This window comes from Anaeromyxobacter terrae (genome assembly GCF_022690685.1).
Lineage (GTDB): Bacteria > Myxococcota > Myxococcia > Myxococcales > Anaeromyxobacteraceae > Anaeromyxobacter > Anaeromyxobacter terrae.
Genome location: NZ_JALCYY010000016.1, coordinates 33,757 through 55,261, shown reverse-complemented (window position 1 = coordinate 55,261; position 21,505 = coordinate 33,757). Strand labels below are relative to the sequence as shown.

The 21,505-nt window shown below is 68.5% G+C and carries 16 protein-coding genes; 7 read left to right on the top strand and 9 right to left on the bottom strand.

Annotation, left to right across the window (positions count from 1 at the left end; translation table 11 throughout):
* Positions 1-3 precede the first annotated feature (3 nt).
* Positions 4-972, bottom strand: a complete 969-nt coding sequence (locus MNY62_RS09460) for an ATP-grasp domain-containing protein (RefSeq protein WP_242343907.1) — start codon at positions 970-972, stop codon at positions 4-6.
* The gene (locus MNY62_RS09455) at positions 969-2,123 is read right to left on the bottom strand and encodes an aminotransferase class I/II-fold pyridoxal phosphate-dependent enzyme (RefSeq protein WP_242343906.1); all 1,155 of its coding nucleotides are present in this window, start codon (positions 2,121-2,123) and stop codon (positions 969-971) included. The genes MNY62_RS09460 and MNY62_RS09455 overlap by 4 nt, the downstream gene beginning before the upstream one ends.
* A 400-nt stretch (positions 2,124-2,523) precedes the next feature.
* On the opposite strand from MNY62_RS09455, the gene MNY62_RS09450 reads away from it, so the two are divergent.
* The 6 genes from MNY62_RS09450 to MNY62_RS09425 all read left to right on the top strand — a co-directional run bounded on the left by MNY62_RS09450 (position 2,524) and on the right by MNY62_RS09425 (position 9,564).
* Entirely contained in the window at positions 2,524-3,837 is a 1,314-nt protein-coding gene (locus MNY62_RS09450; RefSeq protein ID WP_242343905.1) for a glycosyltransferase family 4 protein, read from the top strand.
* Between the two features lie 12 nt (positions 3,838-3,849).
* Positions 3,850-4,536: a class I SAM-dependent methyltransferase gene (locus tag MNY62_RS09445; protein ID WP_242343904.1), complete on the top strand. Its 687-nt coding sequence runs from the start codon at positions 3,850-3,852 to the stop codon at positions 4,534-4,536.
* Between the two features lie 290 nt (positions 4,537-4,826).
* The gene (wzy, locus tag MNY62_RS09440; protein WP_242343903.1) at positions 4,827-6,146 is read left to right on the top strand and encodes an O-antigen polysaccharide polymerase Wzy; all 1,320 of its coding nucleotides are present in this window, start codon (positions 4,827-4,829) and stop codon (positions 6,144-6,146) included.
* 95 nt (positions 6,147-6,241) lie between these two features.
* A complete protein-coding gene (locus tag MNY62_RS09435) occupies positions 6,242-7,123 on the top strand; it encodes a polysaccharide deacetylase family protein (protein WP_242343902.1) in 882 nt (293 codons plus the stop codon).
* Entirely contained in the window at positions 7,120-8,160 is a 1,041-nt protein-coding gene (locus MNY62_RS09430; RefSeq protein WP_242343901.1) for a lipid II:glycine glycyltransferase FemX, read from the top strand. Before MNY62_RS09435 ends, MNY62_RS09430 begins: the two co-directional genes overlap by 4 nt.
* Before the next feature lie 105 nt (positions 8,161-8,265).
* On the top strand, positions 8,266-9,564 hold the full coding sequence (locus tag MNY62_RS09425) for a lipopolysaccharide biosynthesis protein (protein ID WP_242343900.1): 1,299 nt from the start codon (positions 8,266-8,268) through the stop codon (positions 9,562-9,564).
* A gap of 33 nt (positions 9,565-9,597) precedes the next feature.
* Here the strand turns inward: MNY62_RS09425 and MNY62_RS09420 are convergent, their stop codons facing one another.
* Positions 9,598-10,812, bottom strand: a complete 1,215-nt coding sequence (locus MNY62_RS09420) for a glycosyltransferase family 4 protein (RefSeq protein ID WP_242343899.1) — start codon at positions 10,810-10,812, stop codon at positions 9,598-9,600.
* A 164-nt stretch (positions 10,813-10,976) separates the two neighbouring features.
* Here MNY62_RS09420 and MNY62_RS09415 point away from each other — a divergent pair, with 164 nt between their 5' ends.
* Positions 10,977-12,125 (top strand): glycosyltransferase, encoded by a 1,149-nt coding sequence (locus MNY62_RS09415; protein ID WP_242343898.1) that lies wholly within the window; start codon positions 10,977-10,979, stop codon positions 12,123-12,125.
* Positions 12,126-12,342: 217 nt separating this feature from the next.
* Here MNY62_RS09415 and MNY62_RS09410 read toward each other — a convergent pair whose 3' ends face one another.
* The 6 genes from MNY62_RS09410 to MNY62_RS09385 form a co-directional block, all read right to left on the bottom strand.
* Positions 12,343-15,246, bottom strand: coding sequence for a choice-of-anchor D domain-containing protein (locus MNY62_RS09410; protein ID WP_242343897.1), 2,904 nt, complete (start codon positions 15,244-15,246; stop codon positions 12,343-12,345).
* A gap of 583 nt (positions 15,247-15,829) precedes the next feature.
* Positions 15,830-17,173 (bottom strand): glycosyltransferase family 87 protein, encoded by a 1,344-nt coding sequence (locus tag MNY62_RS09405; protein ID WP_242343896.1) that lies wholly within the window; start codon positions 17,171-17,173, stop codon positions 15,830-15,832.
* 9 nt (positions 17,174-17,182) lie between these two features.
* Positions 17,183-18,736: a hypothetical protein gene (locus tag MNY62_RS09400; RefSeq protein ID WP_242343895.1), complete on the bottom strand. Its 1,554-nt coding sequence runs from the start codon at positions 18,734-18,736 to the stop codon at positions 17,183-17,185.
* 20 nt (positions 18,737-18,756) lie between these two features.
* Positions 18,757-19,842 carry a GNAT family N-acetyltransferase gene (locus tag MNY62_RS09395; protein WP_242343894.1) on the bottom strand — a complete coding sequence of 362 codons (1,086 nt, stop codon included), beginning with the start codon at positions 19,840-19,842 and terminating at the stop codon, positions 18,757-18,759.
* 24 nt (positions 19,843-19,866) lie between these two features.
* The gene (locus tag MNY62_RS09390; RefSeq protein WP_242343893.1) at positions 19,867-20,922 is read right to left on the bottom strand and encodes an ATP-grasp domain-containing protein; all 1,056 of its coding nucleotides are present in this window, start codon (positions 20,920-20,922) and stop codon (positions 19,867-19,869) included.
* Positions 20,901-21,491 carry a sugar transferase gene (locus MNY62_RS09385; protein ID WP_242343892.1) on the bottom strand — a complete coding sequence of 197 codons (591 nt, stop codon included), beginning with the start codon at positions 21,489-21,491 and terminating at the stop codon, positions 20,901-20,903. The genes MNY62_RS09390 and MNY62_RS09385 overlap by 22 nt, the downstream gene beginning before the upstream one ends.
* Positions 21,492-21,505 lie beyond the last annotated feature (14 nt).

Below are 21,505 nucleotides of genomic sequence, written 5' to 3'. Positions count from 1 at the left end.
GGCTCAGCTGCCCGAGTCGAAGTACACGGCGTCGTCGTACCGGAGCATGACGACGCCGTCGCGCCAGTCGTCGAACGCGCGGATCGGCTTGCCTGCGCACATCTCGAGGATCCAGCGGGGGTAGTCCGCGCCCGCCGCGTGAGACAGCGGGAACCCTCCGCCGAACCTGAGGTTCGCCTCGAAGAAGACCGGCTCCTCGCGCCCGCCCCTGTCGAAGCACTGGAGCGTCACGCAGCCGCGGCAGCCTCCCAGGCCCTCCACGAGGCGCTTCCCCGCCTCCATGAGCTTTCGGTCCTTGGCCGTTCGGCCCTTGCTGATCTCTCCGGCCCGCACCTCCCACCGCTGCCTCGGAACGGCGCAGCGGGCGCGCCCCTCGAGGTCGGCGAACACGTCGATGGTGTACTCCTGGCCGCGCTCGAGGCTCTGCACGACGGGCGTCCTGAGGCGCCGTGACCAGAACCGGAGCTCCTCCGGTGTATCGATGCGCATCGCGTCGATGCTGCTCGAGCCCGCGGCGGGCTTCATGAACACGGGGTAGGGGAGCTCCTCGGGGTGCTCGAGCGCCTCGCCGTCGAACACGCGCGGTGCGCGGAACCCGAGCTCGCGGAAGCGCTGGACGGAGAGCCGCTTGTCGCGCGTCATCTCCACCACCGCCGGGTCGCTCACGATGACGTGACACCCCGCGGCGAGAAACTCCTCGCGACGGCGGGCGAGCACCAGGAGCTCGGTGTCGATGAGCGGGATCACGACGCGAATGTCGCGCCTGCGCACGAGGTCGAGCAGCGCGGGAGCGTACCCCGGGTCCTCGCAGGGCGGCAGGAGCACCCCTTCATCGGAGGCCCGCAGCGCCGCGCTCAGCGGAGAGACGTCGGCGGTGAGCACCTTCGACCTCGGGTGCAGGTCATCGAGCGCCTGGCGGAAGGCGCGTACCAGGGCGACGCGGCGGCCCGAGCTCGTCAGCAGGACGTTCACGGCTGCAGGGCTCCTCGGGATCGCGACTCGCGCCGGGACACCGATCGGATTGTCTCGATCACGACGTCCTGCACGTCCGGAGAGAGGCTGCTCGAGCTCGGCAGGCACATCCCGCGCTCGTACAGCCGCTCCGCGACCTCACCACCCTGACGGGCGCACCCCGCGTACAGGGGCTGCAGGTGCATCGGCTTCCAGAGCGGGCGCGCCTCGATGTCGCGCGCCTCGAGCGCGCGCAGGACGTCGTCGCGGGTCGCGCCGAAGCGGTCCGGATCGACCAGGAAGCAGGAGAGCCAGTTCGTGTGAAGGCCGTACGGCGCCTGCGGCATGAGCGTGATCCCAGGGAGGTCCGCGAACGCGTCGCGGTACCGGAACGCGACCGCCCGCCGCTGGCGCACGCGCTCGTCGAGCACCTCGAGCTGCCCGCGGCCGATGCCCGCGAGCACGTTCGACATCCGGTAGTTGTAGCCCATCTCCGTGTGGTGATACGCGGGCCCCGGATCACGCGCCTGCGTGGACCAGAAGCGCGCCTTCTCCACCCAGTCTTGCCGCTGCGCGACGAGCACTCCACCGCCCGTCGTGGTGATGATCTTGTTGCCATTGAACGAGAAGACGCCGACCTCGCCGAGCGCTCCCACTGGCTTGCCCTTGTAGAGCGTCCCCAGCGCCTCGGCCGCGTCCTCGAGCACCGGCACGTCGTGTCGTCGGCAGACGTCGAGGATGGGGTCCATGTCGGCGCTCTGCCCGTACAGGTGGACGACGATCACCGCGCGGGGCCGCCGGCCGCGGCCCGCGCGGTCCTCGAGGGCCTCCGCGAGGAGCGCCGGGCTCATCATCCAAGTGTCCTCGTCGCTGTCGACGAACACGGGCTCGGCGCCGAGGTAGCGGATCGGGTTCACGCTCGCGACGAAGGTCAGATCGGACACCAGGACCTCGTCCCCGGGGCCGACGCCGAGCAACCTCAGGCCGAGGTGCATCGCCGCCGTCCCGCTGGCGAGCGCGACCGCCGGACGGCCGAGGCGCTCGGCGAACGCGCGTTCGAACGCATCGAGGTTGGGCCCGACCGTGGAGAGCCAGTTCGACGCGAACGCCTCGCGAACGTACCGCTCCTCGTTGCCGCCCATGTGTGGCACGGAGAGGTACACACGCGACATGCATCACCTCACGGCTGCTGCGCTGGCTCGGACCACGGCAACGTCAGCGCGCCCTCGCGTCCCGTCTTTCCATGTTCCGCCTCGGCGCTTCAGGCTGTCGTAGTCGGTGACGCCCAGGAACCCTGCCCTCGCTGCGAGCCATCGTGTCCTCGATGCGTGATTCGTACGCAACTCGTGGTGCCCGCCCTCTCGCAGGCTCCGGCGGCGCAAACATATGCTCGGACCGCGTCAGGCGTCTGGGCCGCCAAGAGGGTGCGACGAGCACGCCGGCGGCACGCTCGTTCGGACGACGGCCCTCGTTCGGAGGAGCCAACGAGAGCACTCCGGGAGGCGGCAGCTCCTGTGACACCAGAAGCCAGGCGAGACGCGCGAAGCCGGTGGTCGAGGTCTCGGCGGGTCCATGCCCCTCCGGGCACGAGGCTGCGGAGAGCGGAATGCGAAGCTGTTGCCCGGTATGAGACCACCGGTGGCATCCGCGGAAGACGACCCGGAGCCGGGGAGCTCGCCCATCGGCGTGGAGACCGAGCGGCTCGTGCACATCACCACCATCCCGGTGACTCTCGGGTTCCTGCGCGGACAAGCCGCGTTCCTCCGCAGGAAGAGCATCGGGGTCCACGCGATCTCGTCGCCCGCGCCCGAGCTCGCGCGCTTCGCTCAGGAGGAGCAGGTGCAGGTTCACGCCGTGGAGATGGCCCGGCAGATCACGCCGCTCCGGGACCTCTTGGCGTTGTGGCGCGTGTGGGGAGTGCTCCGCGGGGTCCGTCCGGTCATCGTGGATGCCCATACGCCCAAAGCCGGGCTGCTCGGCATGATCGCCGCGACGCTCGCCAGGACTCCGGTGCGCGTCTACCACCTTCATGGGCTTCGATTCGTCACTGCATCAGGGTGGAAGCGGCGGCTGCTACTTCTCGCCGACCGGACCGCGTGCGCCCTCGCGGACCGGGTTCTCGCGGTGAGCCCTTCGATCAGGGCGATCGCCATCGAGGAGGGGGTGTGCCCACCCGAGAAGATCAAGGTTCTCCTCCGTGGGAGCGTTAACGGGGTGGACGCGACCGGCCGGTTCAAGCCGCAGATGGAATTGGTGCGGAGCGCGGCGCGATCGAAGCACGGGATCCCCCAGGACGCGCTCGTCGTAGGGTTCGTGGGGCGACTCGCGCGCGACAAGGGGATCGTCGAGCTTGCAGGCGCGTGGCGGCAGCTGCGGGCGAACCCGCGTCTTCACCTGTTGCTCGTCGGAGCGCTGGACTCGACGGATGCGCCGCCGACGGAGATCATGACCGCACTACACTCCGATCCGCGCGTGCATCGGGCCGGACAGGTCCCCGTCGCCGACACCCCTCCCCTCTACGCAGCGATGGACGTGGTGGTCCTGCCCACCTACAGGGAGGGGTTCGGGCAGGTCGCGCTCGAGGCTGCTGCCATGGCGCTGCCGATCGTGGCAACTATGGTGTCCGGCTGCGTCGACGCGGTCCGGGACGCGGTCACGGGCACTCTCGTCCCCGCGCGCGACATAGAGGGTCTCGTGGGCGCGCTGCGCAGATACCTCGAGGACCCGGCGCTCCGCGCGGAGCACGGCAGCGCGGCGCGGCGGCGCGCCCTCGCGGAGTTCAGCCCGGACGCGATGTGGAACGCGTTGGCGGAGGAGTACGGCGACCTGATCCTGCGCGCCCGAGCCAGGGGTCCTGAACGAGCGCCGACGGGCGGGGCCCGTTAATCACTGACCGTCATGGAGGGTGCATACGCAAGCGGACGGTACCTCGCGGGTCATCCGGGATGGCACGTCGAGGACTCGGAATGGAAAGCCAGCCAGGTGCTCGAGGCACTACGGCGGAATCGGATCGCGCCGAGGTCGGTGGCGGAGGTCGGTTGCGGAGCCGGCGAGATCCTGAGGCGACTGCAACTCCAGATGCCTCCCGAGACTCGTTTCGTCGGCTTCGATGTATCGCCGGATGCAATCGCACTATGCCAGCAGCGCGCCAACGATCGCCTGCAGTTCATCCTTGGGCAAGCCGCGTGTCACTCAGGCGAGTTCGACGTCCTCCTGATGATCGACGTAATCGAGCACGTCGAGGACTACTTCGGCTTCCTGCGGGAGCTTCGGCCGAAGGCGCGAACGAAGATCGCTCACCTGCCGCTCGACATGTCCGCTCACGGCGTCCTTCGGCGGGTTCCGGCCACGAGCCGGCGCAACGACCATCACCTCCACTACTTCATGAAAGACACCGCGCTGGCCGCATTCGCTGATTGCGGATATCGCGTCATCGACTGGTTCTATACGCCCAAGGCGAAGCTCCCCGCTCGCCAGTGGAGGACGGCGATCTCGAACCGCATCCGCCGAGCAGGGTTCGTCTTTGCTCCTGACCTCGTCGTTCGAGCGTTGGGAGGATACGGTCTGATCGTCGTCGCGGAGTAGGCCGGTCGTCCGTCTGCCCATCGCGCGCGCTCTTGCGGCGCGTTCCCATCCGGGCTCGTGCCGGGCCCCACGGGCGCTGACTAGCGTTGCGATCGCGTCCGTGCGAGCTGAAGCCACAGGGGGCCGACTCCGCGCCCGGACGGCGCACCCCCCTCAGGGAGGCACATGTCCCTCCGGATCACGCTCGCCCGTTGGACGTTGTGCCACCCCGTCGAGGGGTCGCCTCGGACGCGCTGGCACGAGTTGGCGACTGCGACTCGGAGGCTGCAGGGGCCGCCCGGAGGGGCTAGATGACGGCGCCCTTGCGCGTTCTTGCGCTGACCGTGCTCCTCGCCGCAACTCTGGTCCTGCCGAGTGCGGGCGGGCCGCTCGGCGCGGCGCTCATCTGGTCGCTGTGCTTGTCGATGCTCGTGCGCTCGCGCCCGAGCGGTTGGCTCTCGCTCGCGTCGCTCTACCTCTTGGTGCTGGGCATCTTCCACCTGGGGCTCATCGTGCCGGACGCCCTCGGCATCTCCACCGAAGACGCCCCCCAGTGGGCCCACTCCTCCCAGCTCGGTGCCGCGCTCGGGCTGTTCTCCATTGCGAGCATTGCATTTACGCTGGGCGCCGGCGCGTATACGCGGGTGCCCCTGGAGGAGGACGCAGCTCCGCTGCCGCCTCAGCGCGCGCTGTTCTGGATGGGCGTACTCGTCGCGGTGTGCGGCGCCGCCATGCTTTGGGCTGGAGTGCTCAAGCTTGGGCTCCTCTCCTTGGGGTACAGCGCGCACTTCGAGCGCGCCATGATGGAGGATGTCAGGTTCTTCGGGTTCGGGCTGATGCTGTTCCCGATGGGGGTTCTCGTCGGAGCGGTGGGCGCTACCCAGCGGCAGATGCTAGCGCTGGGGGGCATGCTCGCGGTCGTCCTCGGTCCACTTTTCCTGGGTGGCTTCCGCGGTCCCGCAATCGTCCAAGCGACGGCGCTCCTCGCAGTATGGGCGCGCAAGGACCGCCGCATCGCCCGGCGCCTCGCGATCACAGGTACGGTCGTAGCGATCGTCCTCATCCCTGCGATCGGCGTGACCCGCGACGCGGCTGAAGGCTTGTCCGTAGGCCTCGCCAAGTTCCGTCCTTTGGCCGTACTGCGGGAAACGGGCGGATCGCTGTACCCCCTCGTGGTGACCACGGAGCGCGTGAGGTTGGGGTCGGAGAAGCCGTGGATGGGCCGGTCCTACTTCATGTCGGTGCAGCGCATCGTCCCCAATATTTCGCGGCGCTGGACCCCACCCAGCGGACAACGAACGCTCACGCCGAGCACGTGGGCCACGATGCATGCGGATTCATGGGCGTACGAGCACGGCGGGGGGATCGGATTTTCCGGCGTAGCCGAGCCCTACCTGAACTTCGGCGTCGCCGGAGTCGTGATCTTCTTCCTCCTGCTCGGCTTCGTCATACAGCGATGGGACCGCTGGCTCGCGCGCGACCCGTTCCGCGCCGCGATCGGCGCCGCGAGCTTCGGGACCGTCCTGTGGACCGTCCGGAACGACGCGATGGAGCTGTTCCGGGTCCTGGTGTTCGCGAGCGCTACCGTGCTCGCCGCGTGGCTCGCCACCCGAATTTGGGCGCGGCGCTAGCTCGTCCTGCAGCGAAGGAGGAGTCCACGGTCGACACGCTGACCACATCACGCGAACCTCCGAACACCGGGAGCGTACGCGTCAGAGGGAACACCGTGATTCCGGAAGTTCGCAAGCCGCACGAGTGCCTCATCCTTGCTTACCACCGCATCAACGAGTCCCGGCAGGATGCACTGAGCGTCAACACCCGCCTGTTCCGTCGGCATCTGGAGCATCTGCTGGAGACGGGGTATCGGAACGTGACGCTGGAGGAGGTTGCGGCGCGCATTCGATGCAAGGAGCCTTCTCCCGGGAGGTGCTTCGCCCTGACATTCGATGACGGGTACCGGGACAACTACACCGATGCCCTGCCGGTCTTGAAAGACCTGGGTTGTCAGGCAACCTTCTTTCTCGCTGCGGACTACATCGGGGCCAACAGGCCGTTCCCGTGGGACGTCGGAAGGTTCGCGTGGGTGGGACCCGCCGACTACGCCATGGACGAACGAGAAGTCGGGGCGCTCGTGGATGCAGGTATGTCACTCGGTTCCCATACCTGTTCCCATCCCCTGCTGGCCACCCTGGACGCGCCGCGCGTGTGGCACGAGGTTGAACAGTCCAAGGTAACGCTCGAGCGCCGTTTCGGGGTGTCCGTACGGACGTTCTGCTACCCCGCCGGCAGCTTGAACGATGGCGTGGTGGCCTGCGTCGCGCGAGCTGGCTACGTCGCTGGCGTGGTGACGCCCCCTCGCCCGGGGATCCCCGAGACACTGTTCACGTTGAAGCGGGTGGGTGTGTATCACGGCACGACGCTTCCCCGGCTCCGGCTGAGGCTCAATCCACTGTACTCGCGGGTCCGGGGGATCATCTGGGAATGGAAGGAGAGACGCAGTATCCCATTTACCCAATCCTCGACCCCCGTCGCGCGACACCATATCCAGCGGACCCGTGAGCCTGGAGGCAACGAGCGACCCGGGGGAGCCCTGGAGGTGTTGGCGTGAAATGGGAACCGAAGCGGCTCGATGCTGCCGCGTTCGAGGAAGTGGCTCGGCAGGTCGGTCCCGCGCATGTTTTTCAAACCGCCGCCTGGGCACGCGTGAGGGAGCTGTCCGGCTGGCGTCCTCACTTCTTCGGCATTGCGGGAGAGGAACGGTGGGAAGCGGCGCTTCTTTGCCTGGAGAGGTGCAAGTACGGCGTATCCGTGATGAACGTGCCGCGGGGACCCATCCTGCGCAGCGGGAGCGGACGCCCGCAGGCCCTCGACGCAACCCTGAACGTCGTGCGGTCGCTGGCGCGCAGCCGCCTAGCAGCGTTCGTCAAGACAGTGCCGGATCTCGTTCGACACGAGACGTGGGCGGAGCCGATCTTCCGCGCAGCCGGCGCACGGCGATCCACCGTGCCCACTGGGCATACCTCGACGCTCCGCCTCAACCTGGAGCCGGACGAGGCGCAGCTTCTTGCCCAGATGGAGAGTCGGACTCGGTACGCCATCCGCAAGGCCGAGGAGGCCGGGGTCGACGTCAGGGCAGGCGCCGACCGCAATCTCCTCGATGACTTCTGCGCTCTGTATCGGCAGACGTGCGCGCGGGCCGGAATCAGCGCCATGCCGGTCCACCTGATGGCGGCCATGGTCGAGACCGGGATCGCCTCCATCTACGTCTCCTACTCCCAAGGTGATCCAGTGAGCGGCGCCTTGATGCTCCGGCATGGAGAGAGCGCCTGGTACCTCCTCGGCGGGTCTCGCCGGGGCGTCAAGCACACGGGGGCGGAGCTCCTGCATTGGACGGCCATACGGGAGGCGAAGGCGGCGGGCGTCCGCACGTACGACTTCCAAGGGATCCCTTCGAATCCGGACAAAGCGCACCCGCTCTATGGCGTCTATCTCTTCAAGCGCGGGTTCGGAGGCGAGCGTATCGACCTTCTCGGAGAGTTCGATCTGGGATCGCCGCCGCTCCTCGCTGGGCTCGGAGCTCGCGCCGTCTCGGCCTACTCGAGCATCAGAGCACACGCACATCGTCACAGGGAGACGCGGATCTGAGGTCACGGCGATCACGCCCCCCCCGGCGTCGTCGAGGTCATTGCACCCCCAAATCGTCTTCCCTCGAAGAGCGTCCAGATTCCGACCGCCGGTCTACCAGATCAGGTGCGCCCGCCTCACTCCCAGCCACCTTCGCGCGAGCCCGGCGAGCCCGGCGGTCGTGTACTATCTCTACGAGTCAACTTCAGCTGGACGCTCGCCGGGTACGTCGTCTACGCCGGATGCCAGTGGGCAACCCTCGTCGCAATGGCGAAGCTCGCATCTCCGGATGCGGTCGGGCGGTTCGCCCTGGGCACGGCGGTGACCGCTCCCATATTCCTGTTCGCGGGCCTGAACCTGAACGCGGTGCAGGTGACCGACACGGAACGCCGCTTTGCCTTCTCCGATTATCTAGGCGTGAGACTCGCCGGCATGCTGGCGGCTCTCGTCGCGGTGGCCGTCATCGTATCGCTGTCCCCCTATGACCGCCAGATGCGCCTCGTCGCGCTCGCCGTCGGCATGACGAAGGCCATCGAGGGGGTCAGCGACATCCACTACGGGTTCCTGCAGCAGAACGAGCGCATGCGACCCATGGCGGCGTCGCTGATGTGGCGCGGGACCTTGGGCGTGCTGGCCGTGTGTTCCGTCCTGTGGGCCGGCGGGGGGCTTCTGCTCGCCGTCGTCGCCATGGGCGCCTCATGGCTTGCCGTGCTCGTTGCGCACGATTGGCGAGCCGTCGCCTCCCTCATGCGGGCCACCGCACGACACCCCCTCCAACGTCCTCGCTGGCGTACCTTCCGTCACATCGCGGCGACATCCGCTCCGATTGCTGTCGTGTTGATGCTCGTGTCGCTCCGCACGAACCTTCCACGCTACTTCATCGAGAACCAACTCGGCGCCTCGGAGCTGGGCGTGTACGCGGCCGTTTCGTCGTTGGTGGCCGCCGGAAACCTGGTCATCGCCGCCCTCGGTCAAGCGGCCACTCCACGGTTGGCCCATCATTACTTCGCAGTGAAGTTGCGCGCGTTCCGCCGCCTGATGGCTCAGCTCCTCCTGGTTGCGGGGTTCGTCGGATGCGCCGGGGTGGCTCTGGCGATCTTCGCCGGCAAGCCGCTGCTGCGGGTGCTGTTCGGCCCGGTCTATGCCGGGCGCGCGGATGTCCTGGTATGGCTCATGGTTGCTGGGCTCATCGCGTACGCCGACTCGTTCCTCGGCTGCGCACTGACCGCAGCGCGCCGGTTCAAGATTCAGCTGCCTCTCTTCGCGGTCACCGCAGTCGCGTGCGCGGGAGCGTCCGCCTGGCTGGTGCCCAGGTATGGGCTCATCGGTGCCGCGTGGGCCTGGGGAGCGACACTCATGCTCGAGAGCATCGCGGCCGCCGTGATCCTGGCCCTCGCGGTGAGGGCTCGTTCCGGTCAGCCGTGACCATCCGACGCGGGCGATCCGCTGCATCCGCCGTCACGAGGTCCTGGCCGCATTCGGAAGCCGCGATCGCGCTGCTCGGGCCTGGTCGACGATCGCCGCCTTGAACTCTCGCACGAGCGAGCCACGACGCGCATCGACGACATCCGCTGCGTAGTCCGAGGCAGCTCGCCAGTTCCGGCGCGCCTGCTCCTTCATCTCCTCGCGATCTGCGAGGAGTGCGTCGACGAGTCGCGCGAGGTCGCGGTGGTCTCCGGGTCGATGGAGCCAGCGCGGGTGGAGCAGCTCGGGGATACCGCCCACGCGGGAGCCGACAGCGGGCAGGGCGCGGCTCATCGCCTCGACGAGGCTGCGCGGGAGCCCCTCCGTGAGGCTCGGAACCACACACACGTCGAGGCCGTCCATCCACTCGAGCACCGGCGCGCCGTGCGGTAGCGCGCCGTCGAACGCGACATTCCGCTCGACCCCGAGCGCCTCGGCCCGCGCGCGCCAGCGCGAAGGGTCCCCCACGCCGATGCACCGGAGAGTCACCGGCCGCCCCGACCGCAAGAGGAGCGCGAGCGCGCGCAGTGCGGTCTCGTGTCCCTTGTAATCCACGGCGTAGGAGCCGACGAGCCCGAGCGTTGCCGTGGCACCGTGGACACGCGAGTCGATCCTTGCAATCCGCCGATGCAGCACGTCCGTGCTCGGCATGCCGATGACGACGTTCGACGCCGCGACCCACTTCCCGCCCGGCGGATACCGCCGTTGCAGCGCCGCGCTCGTGACGTAGGTCGCGAAGAGCGCGCGCCCGATGTAGTGCCGGTTGAGGAGTGCCATCGGGACCGCAGCCACCTTCCCCTTCCACGACCCGTGATTCCACAATGCGTCGAACGCGTCCCCCGCCACCTCGGCCAGGAATGGCATGCCGATACGAAGTGCTTCCCTGGAGGCGATCGGGCCGATGATTCCAGGCATCCGGACGATCGCGCAATCTACCCTGGCGAGCACCTCGCGAGCGCGACGCGAGACGACGCTGACATAGCGCGCGGCCGACAGCGTCGACGTGTCGATGCACGCCCACTCGACGCCCTCGCCGCTCGCGACGGTTCGCGTCGCCCCGCTCGACTTCCCCAGGCGGCCGACCACGACGACCCGGTCGAAGTGCTCGAGGTAGCGGGCGAGCGCCCCGTACGGCACCGCCCCAGTGCTGTAGTAGGTGCCTGAGGCGTCCCGCGTGAAGCGTTCATCGTAGAAGAACGCTGCGATCATGGATTCACTATCACTGATAGATCGACCGACTGGACCGCTCCCAATATACGTCGACCAAGCGTAAGCGCTGCACGGCTGCAGGGGTCAGGCCCCCCCTACGCGGGCATGTGGGCTCCCCGAGCGGGCGCTGCCCCGGATGGCACCCATGTCCAACCTTACGAGCCATGACCGCGGTCCGGGTGCTCCACGTCGTGGGACAGATGAACCGGGGGGGGGTCGAAACCTGGCTCATGCAGGTGCTTCGCACCCTCGACCCAGCGTGCGTTCGCATGGACTTTCTGGTCACCCGCGGCGACCCCGGCCATTTCGATGCCGAGATTGATGCGCTCGGGTCCGCGGTGATCCCGTGCGAGTCGCCGTCGAGTCCGACGCGCTTCGCGCGGCAGTTCCTCGCCGTACTGCGGGAGCGCGGGCCTTACCACGTGGTTCACAGCCATGTGCACCACTTCAGCGGGTTCACCCTCGCGCTTGCGCACCGCGCGTCGGTCCCGGTCCGGATCGCCCACGCCCACTCGGACACGTCTCACCTCGACGCGCGCGCGAGCCCGTGGCGACGAATCTACCTCCGGCTCATGAAGGCCGCGGTGCGCCGCTACGCGACGCACGGGCTCGCCGCGAGCAGCGCCGCCGCGACATCGCTCTTCGGGCCGCGGTGGCCTGACGTCGGGCGCTACGAGGTCGTCCGTTGCGGGCTCGACTTCTCGGCGTTTCGCAAGCCGATCGCGGAGTCCGCGTCGGCGCGTGCCGATCTCGGTGTTCCGCCGCGTGCGCTCGTGCTCGGCCACGTCGGGCGGTTCGATGGCTGCAAGAACCAGGCATTCCTCGTCCGTATTGCGATGGCAGCATTGAAGCTCGAGCCATCGACATTTCTCGTCCTGGTTGGAGATGGACCATTGCGCGCTTCGGTCGAGGCGGATGCGACGCGCCTCGGGATCCGGGAACGCGTCGTCTTCGCCGGCGTCCGGGCCGACGTCCCACGCGTCCTGGCCTCGTTCGACGTGTTCGTGTTGCCGTCCGTTCGCGAGGGGCTTCCGCTCGTCGGGCTGGAGGCACAGGCGGCGGGCTTGCCAATCGTGCTTTCCGACATCATCACCCGCGAGCTCGTCGTTATCCCGAGCCTGTTCACGTGGCGGGCGCCGACGGATTCTCCCGAGTCATGGGCAGAGGCAGCGCTCTCGGCGGCGCGGGGCGGCGTTTCGCGCGCGGACGCGGCGGCGACGCTCGAACGGAGCGAGTACTCGCTGTCGCGGTCTCTCCCCCGGCTCCTCGAGGTCTACGGGGTCACGAGCTCCGCGACCAGGATCGCTGGATGACCCTCGGCGACCCGCCGGTCGCGCGTCGTGGGCCCATGCGCACCCGCATTCCCCAATCTTGCTGGGCTCGATGCCGCCTTCGAGGCAAGCTCAGCGCGAAGAGGCGCGGACTTCCTCGCGAGGACGGTGTCTCGCGAAGAAGCCCGCGCCTTGTGGGAACTACTCGATCTCCGGGGAAAGCCGGGCGATGAGCCCCCGGCGGCCCCTGCCGGCCTCGCTACTGCACCTCGTAGGCGCCGATCTCGACCCCTCCGTTCATGACGCGGGGGTTCCCGACGAAGTCCACCGCCCCCGATACGCTCGACCAGACGCTGGCGTCTCCGGAGTTGATCGCGGGCGACGTGCTCCGGAGCGAGAAATCGCCTGCACCTGCGTTCGTGAATTGGGGGTCCGCGGTCACCTTGTGCACGTCGGGGCCCGTTCCGCCGCCCACGTAGAGGTTGTAATCCATGGTCCCAACAGGCCATCCGAGCCCGTTCACCACCGAGGCGGAGCTATTCGCGACGATGTTGTTCTTCCAAACCACGGTCGCGCTCGTGTATGGCCGGATGACGAGCCCATTGGCGCAACTGTACAGCGTGTTGTTGAGCACCTGGATGTTGTAGACGGACGAGCCATCCGTAGTGCTGTACCAGTTGCCGAGCATGATCCCGGCATAGTTCCGCTCCGCGACATTGTTACGAATGACGACATCGTGAGACATGGGATATCCGGGCTCACTCACGACTCCGTACGCCCACCCAGAGTCCCTGACCGTGTTGCGCTCGATGGTGGCGGTGTTTCCTCCGGTCACATAGATCGCGTTTGCCCCGCTCCCGGTGTACCAGTATGAGCCGTCCCGCCTCTTGCTGATCCATTCCAGGGTGTTGCCGCGGACGATGTTGTTCGATGAGTTCTGCCCGAGGTCGATGGCGATCGCGTCGGTGTCGTGAATCCAGTTGTTCTCGATGGTGACGTAGCTGCCCGTGACCGACAACGTCTCGCCATAGTTGGAGACGATGTGGCCAAACTCGTTTCCGTAAATCCAGACGTGGTTCGCTGGAGCGGTCACCCAGAAGTCCAGCAGGGCATTGGTCCCGTCCCAGGCGCCGTTGTTCTGGATGTTCAGCACCTTGTTGGACTTGAACTCCACGTAACTCGATGACCCGGAGATGTTCACGCCGCGCTGCATGGCGCCCCGCACCTGGTAATTCTGGAACGTGAGCCCCTGAATCCGGACGTAGCTTCGGTTCGAGACCGCAAGGAACGGCACGCCGTCCGTCACGAGGCCGAACGAGGAGTAGTCAAGTACGACCGAGTCGCCGGTGCCGGAGCCGGCGTACCCGTAGGGCTGGAAGGTGATGTAGCTGCCGGCGGTGCCGGACACGTTGACCGTGAGCCGCTCCGGATAGGTCCCACCCTTGATGTTGACGGTCGAGCCGGCCGTTGCGGAGTTCATGGCCTTTTGGATCGTCCGCCAGGGCTGGGCCTCCGTCCCCGGATTCGCGTCGTTGCCGGTCGTCGCCACGTAGAACTGGGGACCGGAGGGCGAGGGCGAGGGCGAGGGGGAGCTCGGAGGGAGCGGGATGGGCGCGGTCACCGTGACCGTGGCCGTGGCGGTCTTCGACCGATCCGCGCCGCTCGTCGCGACGACGTGATACGTGCCGGCGGTCGCGGGCGCGGTGTAGACGCCGGACGCCGTGATCGAGCCGCCCGCGGCTCCCTCCTGGATCGACCAGGTGACCGCCGCGTTCGTCGTACCGGTCACCGTTGCGGTGAAGGCCTGCGTGGCGCCGCCGACGAGCGAGGCGGTCGTCGGGCTCACCGAGATGCTCACGGACTGCGCCGGCGCCGAGACGGTGACGGTGCCGTAGCCCGCCTTGGAGGGATCGGCCTTGCTCGTAGCCAGCACGCGATAGGAGCCCGGGGTGGCGGGCGCGGTGTAGATGCCCGTCGTCGCGTCGATGCTGCCCGGGGAGCCGCTGTCCAGCGACCACGTGACGGACTTGTCGATCGTACCCGTCGCGGCGACGTCCGCTGCCATCTGCACCGTTCCGTTCGCCATCACCGTGGCGTCACGGACGGTCACGCTGGTGATGCCCGCGAAGGGGACGCCGTTGGCGCTGAAGTCGACGACGGCCAGCGGGTCGGCGCTGGACGGGCTCCGCACGGAGAGGGTCCCGCTGGTCGCGCCCGCCGCCGTGGGGGTGAACCTCACCGTGAGCGTCGCGGACGTGCCGGGAGAGAGCGTGGCAGGCAGCGACAGCCCGGACGCGCTGAAGCCTGCGCCCGTCGCGTCGACGGCCGAGATCGCGACCGGCTCCGCCGACAGGTTCGTGAGCGTCACGGTCCGAGCGCTGAAGCTCCCGACGGTGACGTCTCCGAAGGGCAGCGTGGTCGGATTCGCGATGACCGAGACGGGCGGAGCGGACACGACGCCGCTCCCGCTGAGCTCGATGACCGCCTCCGGGTGCGGCTGGTCGCTTCTCAGGGCGATGTCACCCGTCACCGCACCGACGACGGTGGGAGCGAACGCCACGGCGACGCTCGCGCTCGCGCCGCTGCGGATCGTGAACGGCAGCGCCGGGACGGAGGCGGCGACGCCGCTGCCGGTCGCGACCATGTTCGTGATCGTCACGTCGCGCCCGGAGAGGTTCGTGAGCGTCACGTTCTGGACGGCTCGGTCGCCGACGGCGACCTGGCCGAACGCGATCGCCGCAGGCGCTGCGGTCACGGAGGACGAGGGGAGGACCCCCTTGCCGAGGTGATTCACGATCGTGGGGTTCACGGGGTCGCTGCTGGTGACGGTCACCGCACCGGCGACGTTGCCGCTCGCCGCGGGGACGAGCTCGACCGCCAGCCTCGTGCTCTCGCCGGGCGTGAGCGTCAGCGGGAGGGCCGCACCCGAGGTGACGAGCGCGGAGCCCGTGGAGTTCACGTCCGTGATCGTCAGGGGCTTCCCCGACGTGTTGGTCAGCGTGATCGTACGAGAGGTGCTGCCCCCGAGGGACACGTCCCCGAAGGCGACGTCAGAAGGAGACGCGACCAGCGACGGTGACGATGCGCCACCGCCGCACGCGAAGAGGGCAACCAATCCAGCGATCGACAGCACGGCGGCACTTCCGTGTGGAACCCTGTACATTGAGGCGTTTCCCTTTCATCCCCCCTCCGGTCGACTTGACTGAGGGTCCAGCGCGATATCCCGCGACTCCACGACATCCGTTTGCGGGACTCCGACGAAGGGAGACGACCACACCCAGTGGGTAGGTGGGAAAGCACCCAAGGTAAGAACCATCCGATATTACTGAGTTTTCTGGCGTTCGACTGCGATCTGGATGTCATACCCCTAAGGAGCCGCACGGGTCGAACGACACCTGGAGTGCGGCCTGACCCGGCAATTAGGCAAGCATCCTAGGCCCTTGCGGTTGGGCCCGTCGGCGGCGGCGTTTGCTTTGAGTGAGCGGCTCCTCGCCTGTGCGGCCGGGAGCTGGGCGCCAGCCGACATTCCGACCGGTCGGTTGCCGTTTCCCCCTTATCGGGGGTTCGATCATCGAGGATCGAACGCGCAGGAGCCTCGGGCTTGCCCGATCGCGGCGCGAGCAACCTCCGGGTGGCGATCGCGCGCGTGAGGCGGATTCACCCACAGGCGATCACGGCGCCCGACGCGTGCTCGGGACGCGGCGATGACTGCCGCTCGGCTGCAAGGACGCGCGGGCGACGCGGATCTACCGTTCTGCGCGCGCCGGCGCGACGCGGGCGCCTGCCGGGGCGGAGTGTCGCGCGAGCAGCACCACGAGGAGGACCTCGAGCGCGAGCAGCGCCCAGATCTGGTGCGGCACGAGCAGGATCCGCCACACGGCGGAGCCGGAGAGCCACGCAGGCACCTTCCCCGCGCTCACGAGGACGTGCAGCGTCGGCGCCCCGGGCAGCAGGAACGGCGCGAAGCAGGCACCGAGCGCGTAGCGAAGCGGCCTCGACAGGCCATCGCCAGCGGCCAGCACTGCGACGAGCGGCACCGCGAGCAGGAAGGCGTCATACGTTCGGTGATACGTCGCGAGGAGAGACGCGACGACCAGCGCGGCGAGCGCGAGCAGCTCGGTTCGGCGATCTCGCGCGACGCGCAGGCGCCACGAGGCGAAGGCGGCCACCGGGAGCGTGGCGGCGAGCGTCAGCACGGTGATCGCCGCAGGGCTGGACGTGATCCGCCACAGGAGCATCTCCAGGTGGATCATCGGGATGCTGCCGCCCGCCTCCGGCCGGACGTCATTCATCCCGGAGGGCGCAGCCGCCTCGCGGACCAGGCCGAGCCAGTCGCTCACCCAATCGTGCCCTCCCGCGTGAAGGCGCGCCACGGCGGCGACGAAGAGGCCGCCGAGCGTGGCTGTGCCCACGGCGACGAGCGGGAGCGCAGGCCTCACGGCGCAGGCGAGCAGGAACGGGATGGCGAGGGGCGGCTTCAGGGCGGTGCCGATGGCGAGGAGCACGCCGGCAGCCGCGGGCCTCTCCTGCCGCAGCGCCCACCCGAGGAGGAGGAACGCGGCGCTGGGGATCGCGACCTGTCCCGCGCCGAGCCCGGTGTGCAGCGGCGCCAGTGCGAGCGAACCGAGCACGGCGACCGCCGCGCGTCCGCCGGACAGCCCCGCATCGCGAACGAACCGCGACAGGGCGAGGAGGACCAGCGCGAGAGCGCCCGCCGCGAAGACGGCGACGGCGGTCCGCCAGCCCAGGAGCGCCAGCGGAGCCTCGACCGCGAACGTCACGGGCGGATAGACGGAGGGCATGTACTCGCGCGTCGGCCTCGTCTCGCGCGGACCGCCGCCCGCCTCGAACGCATCGCCGACCTGGCGCATGTCGTAGGGGTTTCCCCCCTCCACCCAGACGCGCGCCGCGCCGAAGTGAACCGTCAGATCGCGGCTCTCCTGGAGGGCCCGGACCGGTCCTCGGACCACGAGCTCGGCGAGAATGAGCGCCGCCACGGCCCAGTGCCAGGGCCGGTGCAGGGCGCGGCGAATGCCCGACAGCCGCATCCCGCGGCCGCCAGTCCCCTCGCCATCGAACGTGTGCTCCACGTTCTCCTCTCAACGGATGATCTTCAGGAGCGCGGCGGACTCGGAACCGACGACCTCCTGCACGGGAAGCGGCAGGCGCCCCGGATCGTACGGCTTCTTCACGAGCAGATAATCGAACTGATCGACGATCGCCGACCGCATGTGCGGGTCGAGCGTCGTTCCCGCCTGGTACCAGAACTCGTCGACGATGCCCTTCGGCCGCGCCAGGTAACGGAAGAACCTGTTCGGTCCGCCGCTGAAGAGATAGGGCGTCATGGCGCCGGCCTCGAGCGTGGCGAACGCCCCGGCGTGGAGGTACATGTCGACGTGACCCACGTGAGGCGCCGTGGCGACGGGCAGGACGCGAGCGCCCGCGGGGATCTCGGCGGCGACCGCCCTGTACTGTCGCATGACCGCGTTGTGCCGAATGAGCGGCGTGGAGATCGCGGCCAGGTTGGCCGCGGCGAGCAGGACGGCGAGCACGACCGCGATCGTGCTCCGCCGAGGAGCGTGCTCCACCGCCGCGAGCGACGCGACGAGCACGAAGATCGCGACGAGCGGCAACGCGCGGCTGTCGATGTAGTAGACGCGGCCGCTCTCGAACGGCAGCGCCGCGTAGGTGCCGAGGAACACCAGCGCCAGCGCCGCGGCGTTCACGAAGCGTGGGTCCGATCTCAGGGCCCTCCCGCGGACGAGCAGCAGCACGCACACGGCCGCGAACAGCAGGAACAGCGCCGCGTCGCCGAGCCGATCATAGCGGTAGTACGGGGAGACGAGCCGGACGATCTTCCTGAGTCCTCCCCAGCTCCAGTCGCCGTCGGGCGCCCCACCGGCGTAGCTCGCTTGCCAGACGGCGAGCGCGACCACGGGAAGCGTACCGGCGACGACCCTCCGCCACGTCGTCGTCCGCATGGCGAGCGAGACGAGCGCGATGCTTGCCGCTCCCATGGCACCGAGGACGAGCGCCGAGAGGTGCAGCAGGTACGAGACGGCGAGGAGCCCTGCCCACGCGACGTAGGCACCGACCGAGCCGCTTCGTAACCACACGTGCCCCGCGGCGAGGGCGAGCAGGACGAACGCCAGTCCCAGGCGGTAGTGGTGGAGACCGCTCAGGAGCGCCCAGTCGGTGGTCAGGTACAGCGACAGCGGGAACGACAGCAGGACGCCGTACGCCGAGTGACCAGTCGTCCGAAGATAGGCGGCGAGCGACAGCGGCAGCGACGCGGCGACCGCCATCAGCCAGAGCCGTCCGGCGACGTCGGAGCCGAAGACCGCCACGAGCCCGGCGAGCGCCAGATCCCCTCCCACGAACGGCCAGAGCTCGAGGTCCACCGCGAACATCGAGCCGAACCGCCTCCCGTCATGGAACAGCAGGTCGGCCTCGACGGTCGCTCGGGCGAGGTGGTTGGGGAGGTCCTGTATCGGTAGGGCGTCGAGCGACCAGAGCAGGAGCAGGTACCCAGCCGACAGCAGCGCGACGGCGACCGCCAGGACCTCGAGAAGGGTGCGCTGGCTCCGCGGCCGCTCTGGGGACGCACGCCACTCGACTTCGCCGCGCTCCACCGTGAACACTCGACGTAACATCGCATGCTCGCGCCCGCGGCCTAGGGCGGCGACCCCATGGGAACGCTCCGGTCCCCTACCTCGTCCGCGGCGGCGCTGCGATACAGCGGGAACCACGGGCGCGAGCGGAACTTCTCCGGATCGCTCCCGTCCCGCCGCATCTTCTCCGCGCAGAGCCGCTCGTAGATCTCGGGCAGGTGGATACGACGTCCCAGGAAGTAATCCGCCCGGCCAGGAGAGAACCTGGCCTTGTAGCGGAAGAGCGAGTCCTCGCCGTTGAGCCCGCCGCCGAGCAGGAAGCGTCTCTTGCCGATTCGATGGGCCCATTCGATCGCCGCGACCAGCAGGAGATCGTTCGTGCCCAGCGTACGCGATTGAGGGTCGGAGCAAGCGAGGTGGTAGTACGCGAACTCCTCGCCGTACAGCATCAGCAGCCCTCCCAGCACGCGGCCGTCGAGGACCGCGACCAGGAGACGCGCTCCTCGCCCCAGAAGCTCCCGGATGGACCGGAAGAACGGATCGGGGAAGAAGTAGAACCGTTCCGCGCCCCGGAGCGCCATGGTCGCTCGATATTGCGCGACGAACTCGCCAAAGAACCGACCGCCGAGATCGTCGATCACCTCGAGGCCCGCTTCCCGCGCCCTCCTGACCCTCCTCCGGACGTCCTTGTCCCCGAGTGGGTGGAGGTCCCCTCCGTCGGCCCTGAAGTCGATGCACACGACCTGCTGATGGAGGCGCACGTCCACCGGCGGCGGCTCGATGTCCCGGTGGTTGCCGAGCAGCGGGTGGAACCGAACGAACTCGCTCACGATGCCCGCCTCGCGGCAGTATTCCGCGAAGACCGCGGCGAATCGCGGGATGGGGGCATCGCGAGGGGATTTGACGTAGCCTCCGAACCCGTAGACCGAGGTGATGTCCCAGTACCCGGATTCTTCGATCGGTCGCCTGACGTACGGATAGACCACGACGGCGTCGCGCTCCTCGTAGGCGAAGCACTCCGCGACCCCACCGAAGGCGGGCTCGTTCGCGGCCACGTATCCCGGCGTGAAGAACACGTCGGTGACCCCGGCCTTCGCGAGGAGCGCGGACCACGCGGCCGCATCCTCTCTCCGCAGGATCGTCTCCACGGCCGCCCTACCTCGCGCATCACGTCAGAAATCGTCGAGCTTCACTCCGCGCGGCTCCGGCGCGTGCCCCGTCTCCCGAAGGCGGAGGTGATCTTCGGGCGCGACGTACACCTCGTCCCAGTAGCGCAGGCACAACCCCGGACGGACGGCCGGGCGGGCGATCGCCTCACCGAGAACGAGGTCACGAAGGCACAGCTCGGCTTCGTTGAAGCCGAACGACGCCCTCATCACCGTCGAGCTGGAGAACCGGAGGTTGATCTCGAAGATGCGAACGCCGGCGGCGGTCTTCCGCAGCTGGATGTTGATGGGGCCCCAGATGTCGAACGACTCCACGACCCGCCTGCAGACCGCCTCGATCTCGTCGTCGAAGACGACCTCGGCCTTGTACGTCAGCCCGGCTCCGAGCGCTCGCCGGAAGACGATCTGGCCCACGTACCCGGTTCGCGGGCTCTTGTAGATGCCGACCGTGTACTCCTCGTCGTCGGGGAACAGGTACTCCTGCAGGACGGCGTTCGGCACGTAGCGGGAGAAGAACTCCAGCTCCGCCTGGCTCCGCAGGACGAACTTGCCCTTCGACCCGGAGCCATCCCTGGGCTTGAGTACATAAGGGAAGGCGTTGCGCGTGACGAAGGAGCGGACCGCCTCCGCGTCGGCGACCGGAACGGTATCCGGGACCGGAAGGTCCCGCTCACGCAGGCGGCACGTCATGTGCCACTTGTCCAGCAGCGCATCGAGGAACCGCGGCTCGTTGAGGACGAGCCTGGCCCCCGTCGCCCGCTCGAAGTCCTGGATGCGTGGCGCCATGCGCCTCATCTCGATCTCGGAGCCGAAGCACACCGTCGAGACGCGCTCTCGGAGGCAGATCTCCTCGAGGCGGCGGAGATAGAGGTCCTCGACCTCGGCGACCCTGGGCAGCACGTAGGCGGCGTCCGCTCGGAACAGCCCCGCAGACCTGGGATCCGCGTCCGTCGCGACGATCCGAGGGCGGAGCCTGGACTGGCGAAACGCCTTGAAGATGGAGACACCCAGGGCGGAGCCGGTCCCGGTGACCAGGACGGTCAGATGCTGCGCTTTTCCCATGACCCGCTCCCCTTTCGCCCACTGTCAGCCCCTCTACCCGCCAGGACGACGCCGATCGTGCTGAAGACGATCCCGAGATCGCGGAGCAAGGACCAACTCCGGACATAGTCGACGTCCAGCTCGATCCGCTCCTCCCAAGGGATCTGGTTCCGGCCGTTGACCTGCGCCCAGCCGGTGATGCCGGGCCGCATCTGGAGTCGCTGCCGCTGGAACGGGGTGTATTTCTCCACGTGGCGCGGCAGATCCGGGCGCGGGCCGACGAAGCTCATGTCGCCCTTCACGATGTTGAAGAGCTGAGGCAGCTCGTCGAGGCTGGACCTCCGAAGGAGTGCCCCGAGTCGCGTCGGATGTGGATCGAGCTCGGGCGGCGGAGCCGCGTTGACCATCGTCCTGAACTTGTAGATCGTGAAAGGTCGACCGTCCTTGCCCACTCGCGTCTGCCTGAAGAGAGCGTCTCCAGGGGACGTCGCCTTCACGAGCAGCGCGATCGCGCCCATGAGCGGCGACAGGACCGGCAGCAACGACGCTGCCAGTAGAAGATCGATCGATCGCTTGAGGAAGAGCTGCATCGAGGAGTCCAGCG